Origin of the sequence: Nitrobacter hamburgensis X14 (assembly GCF_000013885.1) — a bacterium.
GTDB classification, from domain to species: domain Bacteria; phylum Pseudomonadota; class Alphaproteobacteria; order Rhizobiales; family Xanthobacteraceae; genus Nitrobacter; species Nitrobacter hamburgensis.
The window spans coordinates 1138729-1159949 of record NC_007964.1; the positions used below are offsets into that span (position 1 = coordinate 1138729).

The following is a 21221-nucleotide window of genomic DNA, read 5'->3' on the forward strand; positions in this document are numbered from 1 at the left end:
CGGCCGGTACGGGCGCAGGGGGAAATCAATTGGCCGACCCAACAGTCTATCGCATCCACCCGGCCGTCGGCATCGCCCGGCTCGGCGACAGCCCCGAGGCCTTCTGTATCTCGCCGGAAAAGCCGTCGCAGTTGCCGATCGAATGCGACGCCGACGGCAACGCTGCCGAAGGCGATGCACCGATCAAGCACTTCAAGGACAACAAGGGTCGCATCAAGCGCCAGGCCGCGCGTTTCCAGATCTTCGTCTATGACGCGGCCAATCCCCAAGGCATTCCGCTCAAGATCGGCGATCATGTCGAGGGCGGCGGCAATCGTGGCAAGTTGGTCGATATCCAGTGGCGCGTTCAACTCGCCAACAAGAAGGCGGTATGGTTCACGTTCGACGGCCTGCGCGGCGAGGCCGGCTACCCCACCGACACGCCGCTGCGCAATGCCGCCATCACCGATCCGGTGGAACGGCAAAATCTGATCATCGACGCTGGCCCCCAGGCCGTTGACTGCACGGCGCGGCGCAAGGCGAGCTTCGGGCGAGACACCAATCCGGCCTACGCCGTCACCTTCCCGCCGACCGGGATGGCACCGCACGACATCGCCACGCTCGGCGACATGATGACGGACGACAGCGGACGGCTGCTGGTGCTTGGCGGGCACGGCAACAGCGGCTCGTTCTTGAGCGGGTTCGGCCATCCGCGCATCGAGACCTACGCCAACAGCGACGGCTGGTTCGATGACATCTCAGACGGGCCGGTGATGGCGCGGCTGGTGATGATGGAGGAGCGCGTCCAGGCATTGCGCTACATCGATGTCGAATATCCAGCCTGGGTGCTGGTCGGCTATCCGCGCTATGCGCCGGAAGTGCTCGACATGATCACGCTTGCAGATGTGGTCGAGGACATGTCGATCCGCGAATTTGCCTATCGCACCGATATGTACGGCACCACTGGGACGTTCGACGCGCCGCAGAAGATCGATCCTACCGATACGGCGGCCCTGCTTCACTGGAAGGCGGGGTCGGTTGAGTGGAATCCGGCCTATCGCCCGTGGTTCTGGCGCGACATCTGGCCGATCCTGTTTCGCGCCGACGAATTCTCCTATTTCGCCAACATCCTCCAGCTATCGAACTTTCCGCACAACCAGTCGAGCCGGGGAACTTTCGATCCCTATCGCCTGTGCATCCCGCCACGGATCGCGCCGCGCGCGCTGGCGCAGAAGGAGGCGCGTTCAAAGGACGAGCATGTCAGCGGACGTCTCCTCGAGGTCGCAGTCGAGCCGAGTCTGATGCTGCTCGATGCGACGCAGGCCCCCGGCGCGGCGGATGATGCCGTGGTCGGCGATGCCGCCGCTGCGCTCAGGACGGCGGCGGCGGCGTTCACCGCAGCGGTCTGCCCGCCCGACAATGGTGAAGCGCCACGCGCCTACGCCGCGCGCTGGCAAAAGATCTTCGCAGGCAATGACGCGGGAGCCGATGCCGCCTACGTGGAGGCACGCAACGCTTTCGATGCGGTGGTCGCCGGTGTGATTGAGCGCATCGCCGCGGCTGCCGCGCCGCCGCCAAAGCGGATGCTGAAGCTCGCCCGATCTTCGTCGCGGCAGGAGCCCACCGAGCCGGATCGAAGCACCGATCCTGATGAGCCGATTGAAGCGGCGCTGCGGCGGCTGGCGCTCGAATACCGTTCCGGCCAGTTGCTTGAGCGCGCGCTTGCCGCTGCGGCGAAAGATGCCATCACTGATCCCGGCCGTTCCGCGCGGCAATATCTGTTCGATCTGCTGCGCAAACCCGGCGAGGAGAATCTGTTCCATCTCGACGCCAACCCCGCGACGCGCACCTATCACCTGCCGCTGATGCCGCTGCTTGCCGGCGATAATCCGATCACCAACAAAACGGTGAGCAAGTTCCTGCGGCTGACGGACACGCAGCTTTTCCTGCTGCGACAATGGGCAGCGGGCGTATTTATCGACGAAGTTGATGCCGGCTTCGCGCCGGCGATCGATCCGTGGCAGCCCTACAATGACTGGAATGTGCCCGGCGGCCGCGGTCTTGACCGGGGCGTGCTGTCGAACGGGCTCGGCGGCGCTTTCTGCCCGGGGGGCGAAGTGGCATGGATCATCCGCAACCCGGCGATCTGGCGCGAGCCCTACCGGATCAAGGCCGACCCTGAATGGTACAGTTTCGCTCTGACCGCGGCGCAGGAGAATGCCAACCGGTGGGGGGCAGGCGTCAGCGAAGAGGGCTACATCGCCTATGCTTCCGACCCGCTGTCGCAAGGCAGCGATTTCGATGTGGGCTTGCAGCCCGGCGATCTCACCAAACTCAGCGGGCTGCCGTGGCAGGCCGATTTCAACGAATGCTCTACTCAGACCATCGACGTGACCTACGAGGAATGGAACGTCCTTTATCCCGACAGCGTCGGCAACACACTGCTGGAGCGCGAGCGTCGCGTATGGGAGACCCTGTGGTGGCCGGCGCACCGGCCGATGCAGGTCTATTATCCCGTCGGCAGCGATTTCCAGTTCCGCAGCTGGGCGCGCGGCATTCCGCAGACGCTGGCCGGTGACCTGAAGATGGTGACCGAGTGGTCGAAACTCGGCTTTGTCGTCCGCAACCCCGGGGGAGGCCTCGATCAGCCATCGCCCGGCGTCAAATACATCTGCGTCGAAGATTCGGGAGAATGACGATGACCAATCCCTTTGCCGGCAACTGGAGCTATCGCAGCTTCCTCAACGATCCCGATCTCGACAAGGCCGCCAACGACCTGCTGTTCGGCGAGGGCACGATCGCGATTGTGGAGCAGTCCGAGACCGAGCTTTCAGGAACGATTGGTGGACCTGGATGGTCGCTCAACCTGCGCGGCAGCTTTGCCTACGGTTCGCCCATGCAGGTGCGCTTCCAGGGCAAGGGCGTGGTCGGCGGCGAGCAATGGATCTACGATTATATCGGCTGGCTTGTGCCGGTGTGGCCGAACAGCACTGACGGACTCGAAGTGCCCGCGATCGTTGGCTCGGTGGTGCGCACTATCCCGCATTCGGGCAGCGGCGGCGGCACCAACCCGGCGGGAGTGGTGGCATCCTTCTATGCCGTCCGAGCAGGTTGATTTCGCCGTCATAGGCGGTGGGCCGGCGGGCGCGGCGGCGGCTCTGACACTGCGCCGCCACGCACCCCAAAAGCGCGTCGTGCTCCTGGAGGCGGGGCGGCACGAAAAGCCAAAACCAGGCGAGATTTTGCCGGCAGTGGCGCAAGGGCTGCTGCGCCAGCTCGACGTCTGGACACCGTTCGCGGCCGAGGCGTTCGTAAGGAGCCGCGCGGTCGTTTCGGCATGGAGCGATGAAGCACCCGACGAGCGGCACAGCATGTTCTCCGCTCAGGGCGCCGGCTGGCAGCTCGACCGCGCGCGGTTCGATCGGCTGCTGGTACGGTCGGCGAGGGCAGCAGGCACCGAGGTGCGAATCGGGAGCGCGGTGCGCTCGGCGGTTCGCGAAGGCCGGGCCTGGCGGCTCGATCTGGCTGATGGAGAGATTCGCGCCAGCGCGGTGATCTGGGCAACCGGCCGTAACTGGAGGCTCGCCCGGTCCTTCGGCGCGAAGCTTCGGGTGCACAGCCACCTTGTGGCCTATACCCGCTTCTTCGACCGCGCGCCGGGCGATTGCCGAATGGTCATCGAGGCGCGCCCCGAGGGCTGGTGGTACAGCGCCGATTTGCCCGATCGATGCCGGGTGGTGTCATGTCTGACCGATCCGGATCTGGGCAGCGAACTGCGCCAGTCGAAACACTGGTACCGCGCTTTGGCGGCGACACGGTTTATCGCACCGCTTGTGCCGCCTGATGCCCACGAAACCGCAAAATTGGTGAAGTCAGCGGGAACAGCCACAGTCGATCGGGCTGCGGGCGAGCGATGGGTTGCAGCAGGCGACACCCTGTTCACCGCCGATCCGCTGTCGTCGCGCGGGATCGTTCATGCGCTGCGCTCGGGCATCCTCGCTGCCTATGCCGCGTCGGATATGATTGACGGCCGGGATGAACTTGCTCGCAAGCGCTACGCGATGATCGCGGCGCAGGGTTTTGCCGATTACGTGCCAGCCCTTGCGGCTCGCTATGCGGCCGCTGCGCGGTGGGACACAGCTTTCTGGAACCGGCGTCGCCCTCAGCTCGAAGACCGCGCCGCGAATCACGCTGTTAGAGCGTTTTCGAGCGAAGTGGGTACCGGTTCGCGTCAAGAAAACGCGTCAAATCAAAATCATAGAGCCCGCTTCTGATTCCATCAGAAGCGAAAAGGCTCTGGTTCTACCTCATATGTCCAAGACCGATCCCAAGCTTGATGGCCTTCTGACGAAGCGAGCCTTCGGTGCGCTTCATCTGCTTGGCGATCTTTGCGACCGGCGTCCTGGCTTTTGAATGAGCCTTGAGCGTCTTCACATCGTCCTTTGTGAAAAGCTTGCGAACAATTTTCTTCTTGGCCTTCTTCGCCATTTCTCAGGTGTCCATCATTTGTTGAGGATAGTGCGTCTTACGAAGATGGTCACGTGATGTAAAGCTGGTGTGGGACGTAAAGAGAACAACGCTACTACCGGGAACACCGGCAAGCGCGCCAATCGGTAGTAACAACGCAACGAACGAAGTCCCGCTATCAGGTTCAGGGATCTGTTCTGCGATGCAGTGATGAACGGTTGAGTTTCCGCAGGAAAGCTCCGATTCGGGCGATCCGCTGCCGACGCCGTATAGTTGTCGTGCTTATGTCGAGAAATACAGCGCCTACCGCGCCAACTCTCTGGTCAAAGCATCCGACCGCAAGGTCGGGTGCGATACTATGGAAGCGTTTGGAGCGGGCGAGGACAGCGAAGCGCCGTCCGTCGCCATGCTTCTTCACGCTGGCTTCATGCGACTGTCCGGATGTTTGGAGCGGCACGGTCGCGATTGATGCAGCCCAGCGCGCTTACTTTTGCGGGTGTTCACGGCGGTAAGCCGTGGTCTGACGCTGGCCATAAGCAATAGTTAGCGAGAATATAGTTATGACAGCGGTAACAAACCCGGCCACAATGATTGTTTCGGTTGGCATGAGGATCTCCTTTCCTAACGAGTCAAGGATGCATATCCCTCACAAGAGGTCTTTGATCTGGAGCAAATACACGGTTCCTCTCGGCGTTTTTTAGGATGCAAGTCACCGTGATCAACGGTTCGGAGGCCCGCGCAATCCTGGACAACTCCTGGATAAAGCGTAGGCTGCCGAGAGCGCGACGTGGAATCGCGTCAAATGGTCCTGCCTGGTAGCTGGCGGACTGCCGGGCCGAAGCTTTTCATCTCGCTTCGATCGGTTGAGCGTCGAACCATTTCCTCACATCGGCGAAATCGACGATGCCTTCCATGATCGTGACTTTGCCATCGCGCGCGATCAACATCGTGCGCGGTATGTCGCCCTGCCAGTTGGGATCGATCTCGAAGCGCAGCCGTTCGACGAAACCGTCGCTGAAGGTCCAGTTTTCAACTGACGATAGGCCTGCCTTTGCAAGCATCGACAGCGTTGCTTCGGGCGCGTTCGGAACGAGGTCGGCATTGACCGTTACGACATCGACACCCGGATTGTCTTTGACGAACTTCCCGAGCAGCGGCAGCTCGACCTTGCAAGGGCCGCAAGTGACGCCCCAGAAATTGACCATCGTGGGACGGCCGGCGTGTGCATGGAGAATGGCTTGCCAGCTTCCGCGCTGGAATGCGTGCAATTGATCGTGCGCGGCAAGATGTTGCGGGAGCAGCGCCCATACGAACGCGACCGCAAATAATAATTGACGCTTCATGGTGCGTCCCCGATCGGCACGATGCGGTAGCCGTCAGCCTTGGTCATCCAGGACAGGAAGGTCTCGCGTCCATGACTCACAAGTAAAGGATGATCGGACGCGTCGGTTGTCGCAGCGATGACCTTCGGTTGCGACCAGGTTCTCCCGTCGTCGCGGGATGTCATAAGCTTCACAGTTGTCTTCTCGCCGTCGAATTCTTTCCAGACGATCGCGGTGCCCGAGGCGCTCGCCACCACGTAGGGGCGGGATGCGTTCCGGTCCGGCCTGCCGACGGCCGTTGGCTCGGAAAACGTCTGTCCACCGTCGGTCGAGCGCGCATAGAACAAACCCTTTCGAATTCCGCCGCCGGTAAACCAGACCGCATGATAGGTCCCCCCCGGCGAAATGGCGAGGCTCGGCCCCTGATGCGGGCACGCCTCGGTCTTCCAGTCGTCGTGGCTCACGCGATAGATCTCTCCCGGCGTAGCCGGATCCCTGAAGGTGACGATCGCATGGTCCCGAACGCTACCCGGGAAGATATTGCGAAACAGAACGGCCGGCCGGCCAAGGCCTGCAAATGCGACGGAGATCCGGCAGCACTCGCAGGTGTTGTCCTTCACCATGCGGGCTTCGGAGTAAGTCCCGCCGCCGTCCTTCGACCATGCAAAGAACAACCCCGCCCCGTTATAGCTTCGATTGTCAGCGCGCGCCTGCGCCCGGTTGCGCTTGTCGAGCCAAGCCACGAAGATCGAGCCGTCGGCATCCAGCGCGAGCTGCTCGAAGCGCTGACTTTCCGTGTTCGGCGTAATGGGCACGGGCTTGGCGAAGCTGTGGCCTCCATCCACCGAGCGCGTGTGCAACACCTCGCCGTTGAAGTTCTTGTCCCTGAAAATCGAAAAGGCGATGGCGATCCGGTTGTGGCGGTCAACGACCATCTTGGGGCGTGCATCGGGTCCCCAATCCAACGCGAGCGGTTGATCGACGATTGCGACCGGCGTTGAAAAGGTTTTTCCGCGATCTCTGGAACTGGCCACCGAAATGCGGCCGCCTGCCATCCACGCCAGCCACAAGGTCCCGTCCGGGGCGAATGCCGGCGTGACCTTGGTGGCGCATCGCAGTTCGGCCGTATCGCAGGCGGCCTCCGATACGTAATGATGGCTCATTTGCGCGCTTGCGGCGCCCTGCAAGAGGAGCGCGATCGCAGCAAGGGTTGCTGTTCTGATCATGGTCACACACCTCATGCTATCGAAACGCAAGCCTCATTCCGGCGATGAACGTGCGCGGCGACCCGGCATAGATGGAGCCGCCGGTATTGGCCAGGATGCTCGCGGGGTTTTGAATGCCCGCGCCGGTTACCGAATTCGCGATATTGTTGGCGGATGCCACATATGTCTTGTCGAAGACGTTCCGCACTTCGAAGAAAAGATGAAGCGACTTCAGGTAGTCCGATTGCAGGGGCCTGTCGTAGTGCAGGTTGAGGTTGACCAGATCGTAGCCGGGAGCCTTCAGGAGATTGGCGTTGTCCATGTAGAATGCGTCCTTCCACTGGAACTCGACGAATGCACCGACGCCTTTCAAGGATCCAGAGAGTTGGTCATAGGAAAGCCGCGCCGTCAGTTCGTTCGGCGATACGCCGGGAATTTTGTTGCCCGCCCGATTGAAGCCGAAAGTGGCGCCATTGTTGATATTCTCGGTGTAGCTGGTGTAAATCTCGTCGAGATAAGTATAAGCGGCTGTCACCCGCCAGTTTGGCAGGAAGCGCCAGTCCGCCAACAGCTCGACGCCCCGGTGCTCGGATTTCGGGGCATTGAACGTGTAGCTCGAATTGGGCGCGCCGAGGGGCGTTGCCTGTGTGACCAGTTCATCGCGGAAGAACTCGTAGAAGCCGGTCGCGCTCACCCTGAGCGTGGGATCCGGTGTCCAGTCAAAGCCGAGATCGTAACCGAGGTTCTTTTGGGGATTGAGCTGCGTGTTGTTGCCGTTCTGGCCATTTGGCAGCACGAACAGGTTTCCGACCTGTGGCGTCCCGTAGCCGGTCGCGACCCGCGCATGGAAGAGCCAGTCCTTGTTCGCGCGGTATTGCAGCGCGAATTCCGGCGCGGTGTTCTGGAATTGGCGGTCCGCGCTTTTGATCGCCGTGGTCGCGATTCCCGTTGGTCCGGCATAGGCGTAAGCTGTATTGATGCCCTTTAGATGCGTCGTCTCCCACCCGATACCGGCGATGGCCGTCCATGAATCGGTAAGCCTGAGTTCTTCGCGCGCGCGGACACCGTAATTGGTGTGTTCGCCGGTGATATTCGACGATAGCCGGCCGAGCGTGGCGTTCCCCCCGGGCATCACGTTACGCGTGTCACCGGACCAGTTCAGAGTGTTGTAGAACACGCCGACATAGCTGGTCGCGTCCATGCCAAGCAACTGGCTCCGCCTGACGACGTCGCTCATGAAATTATAGGACGGATAATCGCCGATCGCGCTCGTGGTGCCGGTCGGCTGGTTGATATTGCGATCGTCGAACACGAACTGGTTGCGCCAGGTGGTCTGGTTGTCGAAATCGTGTTCCCAGCGGCCGCCGACAATGGTCCGGCGATCGGTGCGGCCGAGCCCGGCCTGCTCGGCCGTTTCGCGGTCGGTCCCGGCGGTCGCGTTGAAGCCGTTGTTGAACAGCGTGACCGTGCCGCAGCCGGGAGCGGCCGTCGCGGCCGTCGCACAGCCGCGCTGGAAAGGGTTGGTGTCGAATTGATTGAGCGAGGACCGGATCGGGATGCGCGCATCCAGCATGTTGTTGATCAGCTTGAAGGTGAAACGATCGTCCGGCGTCGCCTGCAGCGTCCCCAGGAAGTTCACGGTCTGGGTATTGAACCAGCTATTGCCGAAATAGCCGTCGCCGCGCACGTCGCTCGCGAACAGCGAAGCCTCGAAGTTTCCGATCTTCTTGCCGGCGGTCAGATAGTTGTTGAGGTAGCCGTAGCTTCCGGCATCGAGACCGTACTCTATTCCGTTGATCTCGGCGCCACGACGGGTCCTGAAGTTCAGCGCGCCGCCGGTCGCGTAATTGCCGTAAAGCGCTGAAGACGGACCCCGGATGACGTCGATGGCCCCGTAGGCACGAGGATCGATTAGGTCGCTGCGGGACAATCCGTCAGGCTGGGTGACCGGGAAGCCGTCGTCAAAGATCACCAGGTTGCGAATGCCATAGCCGTTTCGCGCGTTCGATCCGCGAATCGAGATGCCGAAGTCCCGAGGTCCGTTCCCTTGTTTGACGGAGATGCCCGGGCTGTCGCGCAACACGTCGGCCACGGAGAAAGACGGCCGGTTGTCAAATTGATCGCGGCCAATGGATGTTTGGGTCTGCCCGCCCGGCGCCTGGTAAAGGATCGCAAGGTTCGAATCGATGGATACGGGCGATGGCTTTGCCGCCACGGTCGGCCGCGGCTGTGACGGTCTCGGAGCGGTGCGGCGCGCGACCGTTCGCTTTTTGCGCGGACTGGCTTGGGCAGGGCGCGGGGCTTCGACCGTAATGCCTGGCAGTGTCTGGACGGCGGTCTGTGCGGCAGCATCGTCGCAAACAGCGAGCAACGCCAGCGCGCTGACGCCCGAAAGGACGCGAGAGCGAAACATGGGATATTCCTGATACCGGGGATGCCCGCCGGTTGATGCAATGAAAATGGCGCGGACAAGCTGATGGCCCGCTAGTGCACGATCAAAAGCTTTGAGTCAGGGCGCAGGCGGCGCGCGCGCCTGCACAGGACTATGCAACCTGTGCGGCAAGAGGGTCGAAGCACGATCGAGCCAAACGACGCGTTGTGGCTCACGCTCAATGTTAAGGGAATGGATCGGCAGGCCGCCGAGCAGCGCCTGTCCAACGCCCGCATGGGCCGGGCACAGTGCATAGCAGCAATCATGGACGGGAGCCGGAGCCTGTCGATCGCCCTGGTCCGATGACGGATGACTGGAGCATATCTCCGAGTGAGACGGGTCGGCCGCGGCAGCCGTCAGCAAATACGGCACGATGGGCGCAAGGATCTGTGCCCACAGCGCGAACAATACAATAGGTAGGAATTTGCTAAATGCCCGCCGCATTATTGCACCTCAGCCCGATTCCTGCCGGTAACATGATTGAGTATGGGCGTCGAGTCTGGGCCTCACTGCCCGGAGGTCGGTGTGCGATCGCACTATTATATCGCATTATTATAATGAGGCCGCCGCGGAGTTGCATTTGAGCGAGTATCCCGGCCCTTGGTGAGGGGTAGCCGGCGACGGAGGGCCGGTGACGGGACGCATGGCCTGGCGGCCTCCGTTTTCGTCGATGGCACACCTCACCACATCTCATGATAGTCGGAAAACTTCCGCAATGTCGCGTCGTAGCGCACCGGGACGATCCATGGCAGCACCAACCGCAGGATCCGGTTGGCGAACGGCGAGACAAGCCGCACATAAAGATCAATGGGATCGAGCCGATGGCGCAGGTGCAGCTTGGGATCGTAATTCAGCCCGCTGCTGCGGAAGCGCTTGTAGCCATGGGCCATCGCCCAGCTGATCATGTCGCGCGTAATGTAGTGATAGAGATGGAGGTCGAACGCGAAGTCGTAATCGAGGCCGATATACTCGGCAAAGATATCGTCGCCCTCGACCATGCATAGAGCGAACGCCATCAGGGTATTGCCGCGATCCCAGATGAAGAAGCGGGTCTTGTCGCTCATCTCGCAGCCGAGACGGCGGAAGTAATCCCTGGTCAGTTTCTCGAAATGAAAGTTCGAGTGCTCGTAGGTCTGCAAATAGAGCGGATAGAGCTCGTCGATGAAGCTCGCCGCATTATCGGCCACCGTCATGGCGAGACCGGAGTTTTCAGTGCCGAGGAATTTCTTGCGCAGATGACGGCGCGTCTTCGCGCTTAATGCTTTCTGCATGTAGTCATCGAAACTGTCATAGTCGATGTCGAGTATGGTCATCGGCATGCTCGGCGCGCGACCGAACCCTTCGCGCTCGAAACACGCAAGATCGCGACGATCGCCGCGCGGAAATTCCTTGAGCACAATCATCTGCGCACCCAACGCACGCGCCTGGGCAACGATACCTTGCGCCAAGGCCATGGCGATGGCCGTGGACGAAAGGTGCGCGCTGGTCGCGAGATGCCCTTCGCCTGCCGTGCAGCCGAGCATCAGTGTGCGCAGTTTCAGGAAACGTGGATAGCGGCGGCGGATGCTTGCGACGAGCGACCAACCATCGAGCTTGACGCCTTCCAGGACATCCTGGTCGAGCAGAAAATATGGCTGCACCGCCAGCACCCGGCCTGACGCATCGCGGATCGCGAAATAACCATACTCGAAGCGATCGCGGATCGTGTCCGCAATGATCTCGTAGTAGCGGTGATCCTTGCGCCGGTCGGCGAAGGCAGTCCGCCACGCCTCACAGGTTCGCAATTCGTCGCGGCTGATCGGTGCGACCGAAAGGGAATCAGGGGCCGGAATGTGCTGTTCCATGCGCCGTTCTGGCTGCTTTGCTCAGCCTTTCGTCTCAGTTTTGTCGTCAGGAACCAACGCGCCGGCGAGAGAGCAGTTCCGGGTTTCACCTTGGGCAAGTGCTGTCACAAACAGCCTCGATACTGTCCATGCCGGTAAAAAGGCTCGCGGCGGCACGGTGCGCCTTCAGATTAGCGGCGTCGATGATCGAGCGGCATGGTTTGCCGGACGAGTTTGTCAACGCTCTTGGGAAGATCGTTGTAGGGACGCCGCCGGCCGGAGGTATCGAACGGGTGCATTCCGGCGCGGTTGTCGAGCACGGTCAGGAAGGCGTAAGCTAACGAAAACCCCAGAGCCATCGTGAAGCATTCATGCAAGACGTCGACGGAGATATCGTTGAACGCGCAGCCGCCAGTCTTGCTCCAATAGCTGGACAAGAGGGAATGGAGTTGAGGCTGCTTGCATCGCGAGGAGCCTTCGAAAAGGTGCGCGAGTTGCCTGTCGTCATACAGCATACGCGCAATCGCGCCACGTTGCGTCGGCTCGAATCGGTCTACTACGATACCGCGAAGCAACTGCTATTTCGACATGGCATATCATTGCGCGTGCGGCGCAACGGCCGGCATTTCGTTCAAACATTAAAGCTTCCACCCGCCGACGGCAGGCCTCTGGGACGACGGCAGCGGGATGTGCCGGTTGACAGTATCGTTCCGGATTTGGCACGGCTTCCCGCCGATGAAATCGGCCATCCGATAATGGCGCAGATCAAGAATACGTTGGTGCCGGTTTTCACGACGAAGGTTCGCAGATATGTGCAGCGGCTCGATTTCCCCGATGCGTCGGCGGACATCGTATTCGACGAAGGGACGATCGAGGCCGGTACGCAACAAGAAGCTGTATTTGAAATCAAACTCAAATTGAAGAGCGGCAATGCGGGTGTTCTGCTCGATCTCGGAGGACAACTGCTCGGCGCTGCGCCCCTGCAATTCAGTGTCTGCAATACGGCGGAGCGTGGCTACATGCTCGCGTTTGATCTCGAGCGGTCAGCGACGAAGGCCAGGCTGCCCGATATTGCCGCGGACGAGGTCGTCGACAACGTCATCGCGCGCCTGATGGGATCATGCTGGCATCATCTCGTGAAGAATAGCGAGGTGGCGCAGGAGGAGACAGATCCAGAAGGGGTGCACCAGATGCGCGTTGCGCTGCGCCGTTTGCGGACGGTCTGCACGATGTTCCAGCACTATATACCGTCGCCGGTATTTCAGGCGGTCAGCACCGAAGCAAAGTGGGTGATGCAGCAGCTCGGACGGACGCGGGACTGGGATGTGTTCGCGGAGACCGCCACTCGCCTGGCTACAACCATCCCGGAGATCGACCTGAGCGGCTTGCGCGAGGTGGTCGAGCGGCAGCGCCAGTCGAACTACGGCGCCGTGCAGGCTGCTCTCGCCGATCCCCGTTGCAGCCGTTTTCTGCTCACGCTGGGCCACATGATAGAACGTCGTGGCTGGCGCAATGAAATCGACAGCGAGGCGCTGGTCGTCCTGTCGCGGCCAATGCTGGGACTCGCGGACAAGATTTTAGCGCGACTTCATCGTAAGGCGCTCAAGCGTGGCGTGCATTTCAATCGCCTCGACTCCGCCATGCAACACAGGCTCAGAATTGACGTCAAGAAATTGCGCTACGCGGCGGAGTTCCTGTTACCGCTTTATGCGGCTCACTTACCTGTAAAGCGCTACGTGAAGCGCCTCGCCGGGCTTCAAGCCGCGCTCGGCGGAGCATGCGACATCGCCAGCAGCCGCACTCTGATCGATGTAATCCGGCGGAACGATCAACCCGCGCTCGCTCTCGCCGCCGGCGTGGTCACCGGCTGGCAGGCACGCGACCAGTTGGTGGCGGCGAAAGCGCTGCGCAAAAGATGGCGACGATTCAAGACGGCGGAGACATTCTGGAATCGGTGAGTTCGTCACTCGACCCGCGAAAACTGTCAGGCGCGGATTGGCTACCGCCAACCAGGTCCCGACTCATCCAATGGATGTTTCGCAGTCAGCGGCGCGCCGTTGGAATTACTGTTATCTGCCTGACCCCAGCGCGGCCGACTACTGTAAACACCGTTTCCCTGTCGATCCTTTCAGCGGTGAGCATGCGTACCAGATCGTCCACTCCGCCAACGGCACGGCCGTCTATCGCCGCGATGATGTCGCCTTCCTTCAGGCCGGCTTTTGCCGCAGGCGCATGCGCCTCGATCGAGTGCAACCGCACGGCAGTACGGCTCGTCACTTGCGACATCAGCGCGGCGCGGCGCGGCAACACGACCGTGTCGGCCGAGACGCCAATGAAGGCGCGGCGCACATGGCCGAAGCGGATGATTTCGGCAATGACGAAACTGGCGGTGTTGGAAGCGACGGCGAAGGCGATGCCTTGCGCGCCGCGGATCATGGCGGTGTTGACGCCGATCACCTCGCCTGCCGACGAGACCAGGGGGCCGCCGGAATTGCCGGGATTGAGCGCGGCGTCGGTCTGGATCACGTCGTCGATCAGTCGTCCGGTCGAGGCGCGCATGGAGCGGCCTAGCGCCGAGACGACGCCGGCCGTCACCGTCCACTCAAAGCCGAGCGGATTGCCGATGGCAATGGCGATCTGGCCGCGGCGGAGGCGCCCGGAATCGCCGAGTGGTGCGATGTCGGAGAAATGCCCGTCTGCGCGCACCAACGCGACGTCGGTGTCGGGGTCGCGACCGAGCACCCGACCTTCTGTGGACGCGCCATCAGGCGTGGCGACGCGCACAGCGCGCGCATCGCCGACAACATGGAAATTGGTGACGATCAAACCGTCCGGCGCGATGACGAAGCCGGAGCCTAGTCCGGCATCGCGGTGGGCGCCAACGGGTTCGATCCGGCACACGGCTGGACCGATACGGTCGACGGCGTCGGTGACGGTGGCGGAATAGCTATCGAGCAGGCGGGAGTCATCCGGCTGCGGTTCGGGCGCGGGTAGAGCCATAGGAGCGTTCCAGGCAAGACAAGAAGCGGATGCCCATATGTGCTGGGTGCGCCGTCGCTCCGCGACCTGACCGGATGGCCAGTGGGCGCACACCCTAGCCGTCGGGCGAGTAGGAAGTGCGCCGCGGCACGACAATATCCGGGTATCGAAAGTCTCGAAGGACCGAACCCGGGAGGGAGTGATGAGCAGTTTCGATCTTGGTGCTTTTTCCGACGCGGTCGCCGGCATTGCCGAACAGGCCGCACCGACCACCGCCAGTTTCGTGACCCAGCATGGCCGCACCGCAACGGCCTTTCATTGGGGCGATGGATTCTATGTCGCCGCCGAGGAGGCTGTCGAGCCGGACGAGGATCTGCGGCTCTCGCTCGCTTCCGGGGAGACCGTCACGACAAAACTGGTCGGTCGCGATCCATCGACCGGCATCGCACTGTTTAACTCGGCGACTGCTGCCGTCGCGCCTGTCCTTGAGAAAGCCGGTCCGGTACGGCCCGGCCACCTCATCGTCGTAGCGGGGCGTGAGGGGGCTTCGTCGCTCGCTGTGCTCGGAACCGTGGGCGAGGTCGGGCCGGCGTGGCGCTCGCTGCGCGGCGGCACCATCGATCGTCGGATCAATCTGGCGGTGATGACGGGGGGGCGCTTCGAGGGCGGACCGGTGCTGGACGCCCGGGGCGGACTGGTCGGGATGTTGCTGTTTGGTCCGCGCAGGCGGGCGCTGGTCATCCCCTTTGAGACGATTGAGCGCACGGTCGCGACGTTAAGGAGCAAGGGCCATGTCGTGCGCGGCTATCTTGGCGCCGGGCTGCACCCGATCCATCACACCGATGTACAGGGCGCCATCGTTGTCGGCCTCGATGAAGAAGGACCGGCGAAGGCGGCCGGTATTGTGCTGGGCGACATCGTCGTCAGTTGGAACGGCGAGAAGGTGCGCGGACCACGCGAATTGATCCGCAGACTGGGACCGGACAGTGCAAGCGCTGCGGTCACGCTTGGCGTATTGCGTGGCGGCGAGGCGCGCGATGTGACGGTTACCATTGGCGAGAAGCCATTGAGCTGAACGGCATGAGGGACAGACGGTGCTGATGAGACACGACGGCGAGGTCAGCCTTCTCGTTCTCGTCGCGCTCAGCGATGCCAGTCGCGGCGAGCGTCTTGCCGCATCGCTGGCCGGATTGGGCGGCGTCATTGCGTTGGTTGGGGAGGATATGGAACCCGACCACGCGGAGGTTGCGGTCGTCGACGACGTTGCGACCGTGAAAAGCTTGCCGCCGGGCACGCCCGTCGTGCTGCTTTCCGGCCGCGACAGCGCGGCAATCACGCGCGGCACTGTCGCTGCAACGCTTGGCGCTGATGCCGATCCTGTTCTGATTGCCGCGGCGGCACGCCTGGCGGCTGCCGGCTATCGGATAACCGGAGGTACGCTCAGCGCTTCGGCTCGTCTCTCTGACGAGGTTGCCAACGATCCTGAAGAGACTGCGGCCAGCCTCCCCATCCACCTGTCGCCGCGCGAAGCGGAGGTGCTGGCGTTGCTTGCCGAAGGCGCACCCAACAAAGTGATCGCCCGCCGGCTCGGGATTTCGGTCCACACCGTCAAGTTCCACGTCGCGGCGCTCCTTGTGAAGCTTGGCGCCGCCAACCGCACCGATGCCATCGCCACCGCTATGCGGCAGGGGCTGGTGCTGGTCTAGAGCCTTTTCGCTTCTGATGGAATCGGAAGCGGAATCGGAAGCGGGCTCTATGATTTTGATTTGACGCGTTTTCTTCACGCGAACCGGTATCCATCCCCGGGTCAAGCCCGAGGACATGCTTCGCTCGAAAACGCTCTGGTGGTCCGATTCTAACATTCGCATCCCGCTTCAGCGCGCCTTCTTGCGAATGTTAGAATCTATCGACCACTATCGTCACTACGGCCTGGCGCAAGTGCGCCGGTTAAGGATCTTAAAATCTGTCAATCTCACCGCACATTAGATGGGAAGATAGGAACGTGCGCATTGTTTCTCCGTTGGAGCTTATGAAAGGAGAGGGCGACATGAAAAGCGAGCTGAAAATTAAGATTGTCCTGGCAGCAATTCTAACCATCGCAACATTGTTGGGCGTCAACGCGCTGGTGTCGGCTGTTTACAGAGCGGATCATGGGGTTACCCGTGCCAGCAGCGTATGGCATCAGGATCAGGAACCGACCCGGCGTGCAGCAGAAATCGCCGGTATCGCGATAGTTGTGGCGTAAAGACCTTAGGGTAAGCGGCCAGGCGTCGGATTGCCTCTGGGGATTCAATCAGGCCCGGCCGGGCCTGCGCTTCATCTCGGTTTCGATTTCACCGATGGCTTGGCGCAATGCAAAGAGCGCCCGCTCATCTACCTCGAATGCGATGTCGCCCAGCTCGCTCGTCGAAAGCTCTATGGCGTAGCGGCCATCAGGCCGGATCAACGGGCGCGAAGCGGTCACGGTGACAACACTCAGTTTGTCGGGGTAATTCATGACGTCCATCGGGGATCCTCGGATGGGGCGGCGGGTGACCAAAATGGGGCCGATCATGCCTTCTTCTTTGGCGAGGAGTCGAGAGGGGGCCGGGAGCGACCGGCAGCGAAGCCGAAGCCCCGATAGAAAACTCCGCAACGTGCCCACCGTCTAGCGGATCATAAGAAATTTGCGTGCCCTCGACCGACGCCCACTCCACCAGCGGATGGGCTCAGTTCACGGGAGATCTTTGATCTCGCTGCACCATGTCAAGGATGGTTTGCAGCATTTGTGCAGCGTTCTGATGGACCAGATCTCCTTTGGAATGGGCTGCTATTCCTTGTTCCAGCATCTCTGAGGCCTTTTCAGTCGAGATAATACCGCTCTCGATAAGACCCCAAAACGCGAACTGAGCCAGCGTGAATGCTGCGATTGCGGAACTTTCAGTTTCCATCTCGAAACCATCGTTTGCCATCAAATACTCCTGTGCTGCAGCTACTTCCTGATGAGATTCAAACTCGGCTTTCGTCTTACCGGCAAAGCCTTATTCACCCCGATCTTGTCGGCATCGTCGCACTCGGGGCAAGAGGGACGGTCAGATCGCCGGCCAGCTTCCTGGCTTATTTCTCCGGCCCATATCGGTGGAGGGCCTCAAGGGTGAGGCCCTTGCCGACTGCGCCGAAGGTGTCGCCTTCGACGATACGGGCTGAGGGTAGTGTCTTTGTGATTGCGTTGCGGACATGGGCCAGCCTCACCGACCCGCCGGTCAGGAACACGGCATCGACGCGGCTCGCTGTCAAGTGCGCTTGCGCGAGGCAGATCTTGACGCGGGCGCCGATACAATCGGCCAATTGTTTTGTATGATTCACGAGATCCGGTCGACTGACGGCAGCTTTGAGGCCTGCTGCGACCCAATCCAGCGGGATTTTTGCGCGGGGCACACCGGATAGAGCAATCTTGGCTTCTTCCACCTCCATCGCCAACGTATGGCCGCGCTGCTCTGCGACTACGCGCAGTAGCCGATCGAGCAAGGCTGGCTCATCGGCATCGCGGCGAACCCGACGAATATCCGACGCCACTCGCGGCTCGTACATCCGATTGATATTCGACCAGGTTGCCAGGTCGTGGAAATAACTCGAAGGCACCTCCAGCCCTGGACGCTTCATGGCGCTGCCAAAGCCGAACAACGGCATGATGACGCCGAGACTGAGTTGGCGATCGAAGTCTGTGCCGCCAATGCGTATGCCATCATTGGCAAGAATATCCTCTGAACGGTCTACCTTGCCGTGACGTTTCGGCCCGAGGCGCACGATCGAGAAGTCAGATGTCCCGCCGCCGATATCGGCAATCAATGCGATTTCTTCAGCCGATATCTGCCGCTCGTAGTCGAGTGCCGCAGCAATCGGCTCAAACTGGAAGGAAACCTGATTGAAGCCAACCTCGCGAGCGATATCGCACAATATCCGCTCGGCTTTGTGGTCGGCATCCGGAGCGTTGTCGACGAAATGAACCGGTCTGCCGTGCACGACGTGTCGCAGCTCGCGACCGATAGCTTGTTCGGCGCGCCGTTTCACCGCACCGACGTAATAAGCGATCACGTTGCGAAAGCTGGTCCGCTCGCGCCCAAGTCGTGTGGTTTCGTCGATCAGCGCGGTGCCAAGCACTGATTTAAGGCTGCGCATCAGTCGGCCCGGCACACCCTCGACATAGGCCTCAATCGCCCTGCGTCCGATCAAGACGGCGCCGCCGGTTTCATAGAAAATCGCGCTGGGAATCGTGGTCTGGTCGGCCTCCAGTGCCGTCAGAACCGGCTCACGGTCGGCGATGGTGCCGAGCGTGGAATTTGATGTCCCGAAATCGAGTCCGCAAATTGACATAAGCACTCCAGGAAGGAGCGTTCGTCTACACATTTAAGCGCCACCGATCCACCTTTATCTCGTTGCATGACGTATCGAGGGCGTTCTGAAAAATGGCCGCACTCGCGGGTTGCGATCGAAGCCAGTCCACAGATCAATTTGTTTGGTCCCACGGCTTGATAAAACGGGTTGATAAATCAATCGGCGGTGGTCCATAAGCGTCATTTGGCGGCGAGCCATTTTATCCGTCGCGGATGGTTCAGAAAGATCGCGCGTGGCAAACATCAATCGACGGATCGCGGAAGAACTCGGCGTTCGCGAGCAGCAAGTCGAAGCGACGGTAGCGTTGCTCGACGGTGGCGCAACTGTTCCTTTCGTCGCCCGTTACCGCAAGGAAATCACGGGTTCGCTGGATGACGCTCAATTGCGGACGCTGGAAGAACGTTTGAATTATTTGCGCGAACTTGAAGACCGTCGTGTCACGATTCTCAATTCTGTTCGCGAACAGGGCAAGCTCGACGCCGCACTGGAAGCGGCGATCCTCGCTGCCGACAGCAAGGGGCGTCTGGAGGACATTTACCTTCCGTTCAAGCCGAAGCGCCGTACCAAAGCTGAGATCGCCAAAGAGCGCGGGCTGGAGCCGTTGGCTCACTTGCTGCTGGCCGAACCGCAGAATGATCCAAAGACGGTAGCAGAGCCGTTCGTCAACGCCGAAAAGTCGATCGCCGATGTCGCGGCTGCGCTCGACGGCGCCCGCGCTATCCTGGTGGAACATTTCGCGGAAGATGCCGACCTGATTGGCGCGCTGCGAGAACAGATGTGGTCGAACGGTCTGATGGCGTCCACCGTGCGTTCCGGCAAGAAGACCGAGGGCGAAAAGTTCAAGGACTATTTCGATTTTAGCGAGCCGCTCACCAAGTTGCCGTCGCATCGCATCCTCGCAATGTTTCGCGGTGAGAAAGAGGATATCCTCGACCTTCAAATGTTGCCCGAACCAGTTTCCGCTACGCCGGCCCCGGTCAGCCCCTGCGAATTGAAGATCATGCGGCGTTTCGCGATTTCCGATCGTGGCCGGGCCGGCGACAAGTGGCTAATAGAAACGGTGCGCTGGGCCTGGCGGACCAAGATCCAGGTTCATCTCAATGTTGATTTGCGGATGCGACTGTGGAACGCGGCCGAGCAGGAGGCGGTACGCGTGTTCGCGTCGAATTTGCGCGACCTCCTGCTGGCGGCGCCGGCGGGCGCGCGCGTAACCATGGGTCTCGACCCCGGATTCCGCACCGGCGTCAAGGTCGCTGTTGTCGATGCGACCGGCAAGGTGGTGGCGACCACGGCCGTCTATCCGCACGAGCCTCAGCGGCAATGGGATGCCACGCTCGCCACGCTCGGCAAGCTCGCCGTTCAACATCGCGTCGACTTGATCGCGATCGGCAACGGCACGGCGTCGCGCGAGACCGACAGGCTCGCTATGGATCTGGTAAAACTCCTGCCCGATATGAAGATGTCGAAGATCGTGGTGTCGGAGGCCGGCGCTTCGGTTTATTCGGCGTCGGCCTTTGCGTCCGAGGAACTGCCCGAACTCGACGTCACGCTGCGCGGCGCGGTATCGATTGCTCGACGACTGCAAGATCCATTGGCCGAACTGGTCAAGATCGATCCGAAGGCGATTGGGGTGGGACAATATCAGCATGACCTTGGCGAGAGTAAGCTGGCTCGCTCCCTCGATGCGGTGGTTGAGGATTGTGTTAACGCGGTCGGAGTGGATGCCAACACGGCGTCTGCGCCGCTTCTGGCACGCGTATCAGGGATCGGCGCGGGGTTGGCGCAAACCATTGTCCAACACCGTGACGACAATGGGCCGTTCAAGACACGGAAGGGGCTGAAGCAGGTGCCCCGGCTGGGGCCGAAAGCGTTCGAGCAATGCGCAGGTTTCTTGCGGATCACCGGCGGCGACGACCCGCTCGATGCCTCGGGAGTCCATCCGGAGGCTTACCCCGTCGTGCGCAAAATTCTTGCTGCAACCAGGAGCGACATCAAGGCGCTGATCGGAAACGTGGATATCCTGCGTCAGGTCAAGCCGCAGAACTTCGTTGACGACACCTTCGGTTTGCCGACCGTGGTCGACATTCTGCGCGAGCTGGAAAAACCCGGTCGCGATCCGCGCCCGGCCTTCAAGGCTGCGGTGTTCAAAGAGGGAATCGAGACACTCAAGGATGTTAAACCCGGTATGATCCTCGAAGGTGCCGTAACCAACGTGGCGGCGTTCGGCGCCTTCGTCGATATCGGTGTCCATCAAGATGGCCTGATCCACATTTCGGCGATGTCGAAGTCCTTTGTCAAAGACCCGCGCGCGGTCGTAAAGTCGGGTGACGTCGTCAAGGTGAAGGTATTGGAGGTGGATGTCGCCCGTAAGCGGATCGCATTGACGCTCCGTCTCGATGACGAACTCGGCGGCAAGAGCGAGCGTGCGGCGCAAGGCCTCCCACGAGACAAAACCCGCCCGATGACATCGCCGCCGGCCAGGCCGCATCAGCAGTCCGGCGGCGGAGCGCTTGCTGAAGCCCTGCGGCGCGCGACCGAGAAGAGCGGAAGCGGCAAGACTAAGTCATAGAACCCCGCTTCTGATGGAGTTAGAAGCGGTGCTTTATGATTTTGATTTAGCGCGTTTTCTTCACGCGAACAG

Annotated in this window: 19 protein-coding genes; 8 read left to right on the plus strand and 11 right to left on the minus strand. The window is 61.2% G+C overall.

Features of this window, described 5'->3' with window-relative positions; translation table 11 throughout:
- The first annotated feature begins 29 nt into the window (after positions 1-29).
- The 3 genes from NHAM_RS05210 to NHAM_RS05220 are packed head-to-tail and all read left to right on the plus strand — an operon-like array spanning position 30 to position 4253.
- Positions 30-2675, plus strand: a complete 2646-nt coding sequence (locus NHAM_RS05210; protein ID WP_011509563.1) for a LodA/GoxA family CTQ-dependent oxidase — start codon at positions 30-32, stop codon at positions 2673-2675.
- Between the two features lie 2 nt (positions 2676-2677).
- The gene (locus NHAM_RS05215; RefSeq protein ID WP_011509564.1) at positions 2678-3094 is read left to right on the plus strand and encodes a hypothetical protein; all 417 of its coding nucleotides are present in this window, start codon (positions 2678-2680) and stop codon (positions 3092-3094) included.
- Positions 3075-4253 (plus strand): NAD(P)/FAD-dependent oxidoreductase, encoded by a 1179-nt coding sequence (locus NHAM_RS05220; protein WP_011509565.1) that lies wholly within the window; start codon positions 3075-3077, stop codon positions 4251-4253. Before NHAM_RS05215 ends, NHAM_RS05220 begins: the two co-directional genes overlap by 20 nt.
- 28 nt (positions 4254-4281) lie before the next feature.
- On the opposite strand, the gene NHAM_RS05225 is transcribed toward NHAM_RS05220, so the two are convergent.
- The 7 genes from NHAM_RS05225 to NHAM_RS28020 form a co-directional block, all read right to left on the minus strand.
- The gene (locus tag NHAM_RS05225) at positions 4282-4467 is read right to left on the minus strand and encodes a hypothetical protein (protein ID WP_011509566.1); all 186 of its coding nucleotides are present in this window, start codon (positions 4465-4467) and stop codon (positions 4282-4284) included.
- Between the two features lie 824 nt (positions 4468-5291).
- Entirely contained in the window at positions 5292-5789 is a 498-nt protein-coding gene (locus NHAM_RS05230) for a TlpA family protein disulfide reductase (protein WP_011509567.1), read from the minus strand.
- Complete coding sequence (locus NHAM_RS05235) at positions 5786-6994, minus strand: sialidase family protein (RefSeq protein WP_011509568.1); 1209 nt, start codon at positions 6992-6994, stop codon at positions 5786-5788. Before NHAM_RS05235 ends, NHAM_RS05230 begins: the two co-directional genes overlap by 4 nt.
- Before the next feature lie 16 nt (positions 6995-7010).
- Entirely contained in the window at positions 7011-9386 is a 2376-nt protein-coding gene (locus NHAM_RS05240) for a TonB-dependent receptor family protein (protein ID WP_011509569.1), read from the minus strand.
- A gap of 96 nt (positions 9387-9482) precedes the next feature.
- Entirely contained in the window at positions 9483-9848 is a 366-nt protein-coding gene (locus tag NHAM_RS29220; protein ID WP_011509570.1) for a DUF2946 family protein, read from the minus strand.
- A 236-nt stretch (positions 9849-10084) separates the two neighbouring features.
- Positions 10085-11248, minus strand: a complete 1164-nt coding sequence (locus NHAM_RS05245; RefSeq protein WP_011509571.1) for a GNAT family N-acetyltransferase — start codon at positions 11246-11248, stop codon at positions 10085-10087.
- A 170-nt stretch (positions 11249-11418) separates the two neighbouring features.
- On the minus strand, positions 11419-11586 hold the full coding sequence (locus NHAM_RS28020; protein WP_011509572.1) for a ParB-like protein: 168 nt from the start codon (positions 11584-11586) through the stop codon (positions 11419-11421).
- A gap of 84 nt (positions 11587-11670) precedes the next feature.
- Here NHAM_RS28020 and NHAM_RS05255 point away from each other — a divergent pair, with 84 nt between their 5' ends.
- Positions 11671-13185 (plus strand): CYTH and CHAD domain-containing protein, encoded by a 1515-nt coding sequence (locus tag NHAM_RS05255; protein ID WP_011509573.1) that lies wholly within the window; start codon positions 11671-11673, stop codon positions 13183-13185.
- 85 nt (positions 13186-13270) lie between these two features.
- On the opposite strand, the gene NHAM_RS05260 is transcribed toward NHAM_RS05255, so the two are convergent.
- Entirely contained in the window at positions 13271-14227 is a 957-nt protein-coding gene (locus NHAM_RS05260) for a S1C family serine protease (RefSeq protein ID WP_011509574.1), read from the minus strand.
- A 181-nt stretch (positions 14228-14408) separates the two neighbouring features.
- Between NHAM_RS05260 and NHAM_RS05265 the strand changes: the two genes are divergently transcribed.
- The 3 genes from NHAM_RS05265 (at position 14409) to NHAM_RS05275 (ending at position 16451) form a co-directional block, all read left to right on the plus strand.
- On the plus strand, positions 14409-15281 hold the full coding sequence (locus NHAM_RS05265; RefSeq protein ID WP_011509575.1) for a S1C family serine protease: 873 nt from the start codon (positions 14409-14411) through the stop codon (positions 15279-15281).
- A 25-nt stretch (positions 15282-15306) separates the two neighbouring features.
- Positions 15307-15912: a helix-turn-helix transcriptional regulator gene (locus NHAM_RS24605; protein WP_011509576.1), complete on the plus strand. Its 606-nt coding sequence runs from the start codon at positions 15307-15309 to the stop codon at positions 15910-15912.
- Positions 15913-16253: 341 nt separating this feature from the next.
- Positions 16254-16451, plus strand: a complete 198-nt coding sequence (locus NHAM_RS05275) for a hypothetical protein (protein WP_157043538.1) — start codon at positions 16254-16256, stop codon at positions 16449-16451.
- 48 nt (positions 16452-16499) lie between these two features.
- Here NHAM_RS05275 and NHAM_RS05280 read toward each other — a convergent pair whose 3' ends face one another.
- From NHAM_RS05280 to NHAM_RS05290, 3 genes are all read right to left on the minus strand, one after another.
- Positions 16500-16760 carry a hypothetical protein gene (locus NHAM_RS05280; protein ID WP_157043539.1) on the minus strand — a complete coding sequence of 87 codons (261 nt, stop codon included), beginning with the start codon at positions 16758-16760 and terminating at the stop codon, positions 16500-16502.
- A gap of 154 nt (positions 16761-16914) precedes the next feature.
- On the minus strand, positions 16915-17157 hold the full coding sequence (locus NHAM_RS05285) for a hypothetical protein (RefSeq protein ID WP_011509579.1): 243 nt from the start codon (positions 17155-17157) through the stop codon (positions 16915-16917).
- A 145-nt stretch (positions 17158-17302) separates the two neighbouring features.
- Positions 17303-18559 carry an Hsp70 family protein gene (locus NHAM_RS05290; RefSeq protein WP_011509580.1) on the minus strand — a complete coding sequence of 419 codons (1257 nt, stop codon included), beginning with the start codon at positions 18557-18559 and terminating at the stop codon, positions 17303-17305.
- Positions 18560-18812: 253 nt separating this feature from the next.
- Here NHAM_RS05290 and NHAM_RS05295 point away from each other — a divergent pair, with 253 nt between their 5' ends.
- Entirely contained in the window at positions 18813-21149 is a 2337-nt protein-coding gene (locus tag NHAM_RS05295) for a Tex family protein (protein WP_011509581.1), read from the plus strand.
- Positions 21150-21221 lie beyond the last annotated feature (72 nt).

Bases quoted from the DNA above. Each gene is read 5' to 3' on its own strand.
- NHAM_RS05215 (WP_011509564.1), top strand. From the start codon at position 2,678: ATGACCAATCCCTTTGCCGGCAACTGGAGCTATCGCAGCTTCCTCAAC.
- NHAM_RS05220 (WP_011509565.1), top strand. From the start codon at position 3,075: ATGCCGTCCGAGCAGGTTGATTTCGCCGTCATAGGCGGTGGGCCGGCG.
- NHAM_RS05225 (WP_011509566.1), bottom strand. From the start codon at position 4,467: ATGGCGAAGAAGGCCAAGAAGAAAATTGTTCGCAAGCTTTTCACAAAG.
- NHAM_RS05230 (WP_011509567.1), bottom strand. From the start codon at position 5,789: ATGAAGCGTCAATTATTATTTGCGGTCGCGTTCGTATGGGCGCTGCTC.
- NHAM_RS05235 (WP_011509568.1), bottom strand. From the start codon at position 6,994: ATGATCAGAACAGCAACCCTTGCTGCGATCGCGCTCCTCTTGCAGGGC.
- NHAM_RS05240 (WP_011509569.1), bottom strand. From the start codon at position 9,386: ATGTTTCGCTCTCGCGTCCTTTCGGGCGTCAGCGCGCTGGCGTTGCTC.
- NHAM_RS29220 (WP_011509570.1), bottom strand. From the start codon at position 9,848: ATGCGGCGGGCATTTAGCAAATTCCTACCTATTGTATTGTTCGCGCTG.
- NHAM_RS05245 (WP_011509571.1), bottom strand. From the start codon at position 11,248: ATGGAACAGCACATTCCGGCCCCTGATTCCCTTTCGGTCGCACCGATC.
- NHAM_RS28020 (WP_011509572.1), bottom strand. From the start codon at position 11,586: ATGGCTCTGGGGTTTTCGTTAGCTTACGCCTTCCTGACCGTGCTCGAC.
- NHAM_RS05255 (WP_011509573.1), top strand. From the start codon at position 11,671: ATGGAGTTGAGGCTGCTTGCATCGCGAGGAGCCTTCGAAAAGGTGCGC.
- NHAM_RS05260 (WP_011509574.1), bottom strand. From the start codon at position 14,227: ATGGCTCTACCCGCGCCCGAACCGCAGCCGGATGACTCCCGCCTGCTC.
- NHAM_RS05265 (WP_011509575.1), top strand. From the start codon at position 14,409: ATGAGCAGTTTCGATCTTGGTGCTTTTTCCGACGCGGTCGCCGGCATT.
- NHAM_RS24605 (WP_011509576.1), top strand. From the start codon at position 15,307: ATGAGACACGACGGCGAGGTCAGCCTTCTCGTTCTCGTCGCGCTCAGC.
- NHAM_RS05275 (WP_157043538.1), top strand. From the start codon at position 16,254: ATGAAAAGCGAGCTGAAAATTAAGATTGTCCTGGCAGCAATTCTAACC.
- NHAM_RS05280 (WP_157043539.1), bottom strand. From the start codon at position 16,760: ATGATCGGCCCCATTTTGGTCACCCGCCGCCCCATCCGAGGATCCCCG.
- NHAM_RS05285 (WP_011509579.1), bottom strand. From the start codon at position 17,157: ATGGCAAACGATGGTTTCGAGATGGAAACTGAAAGTTCCGCAATCGCA.
- NHAM_RS05290 (WP_011509580.1), bottom strand. From the start codon at position 18,559: ATGTCAATTTGCGGACTCGATTTCGGGACATCAAATTCCACGCTCGGC.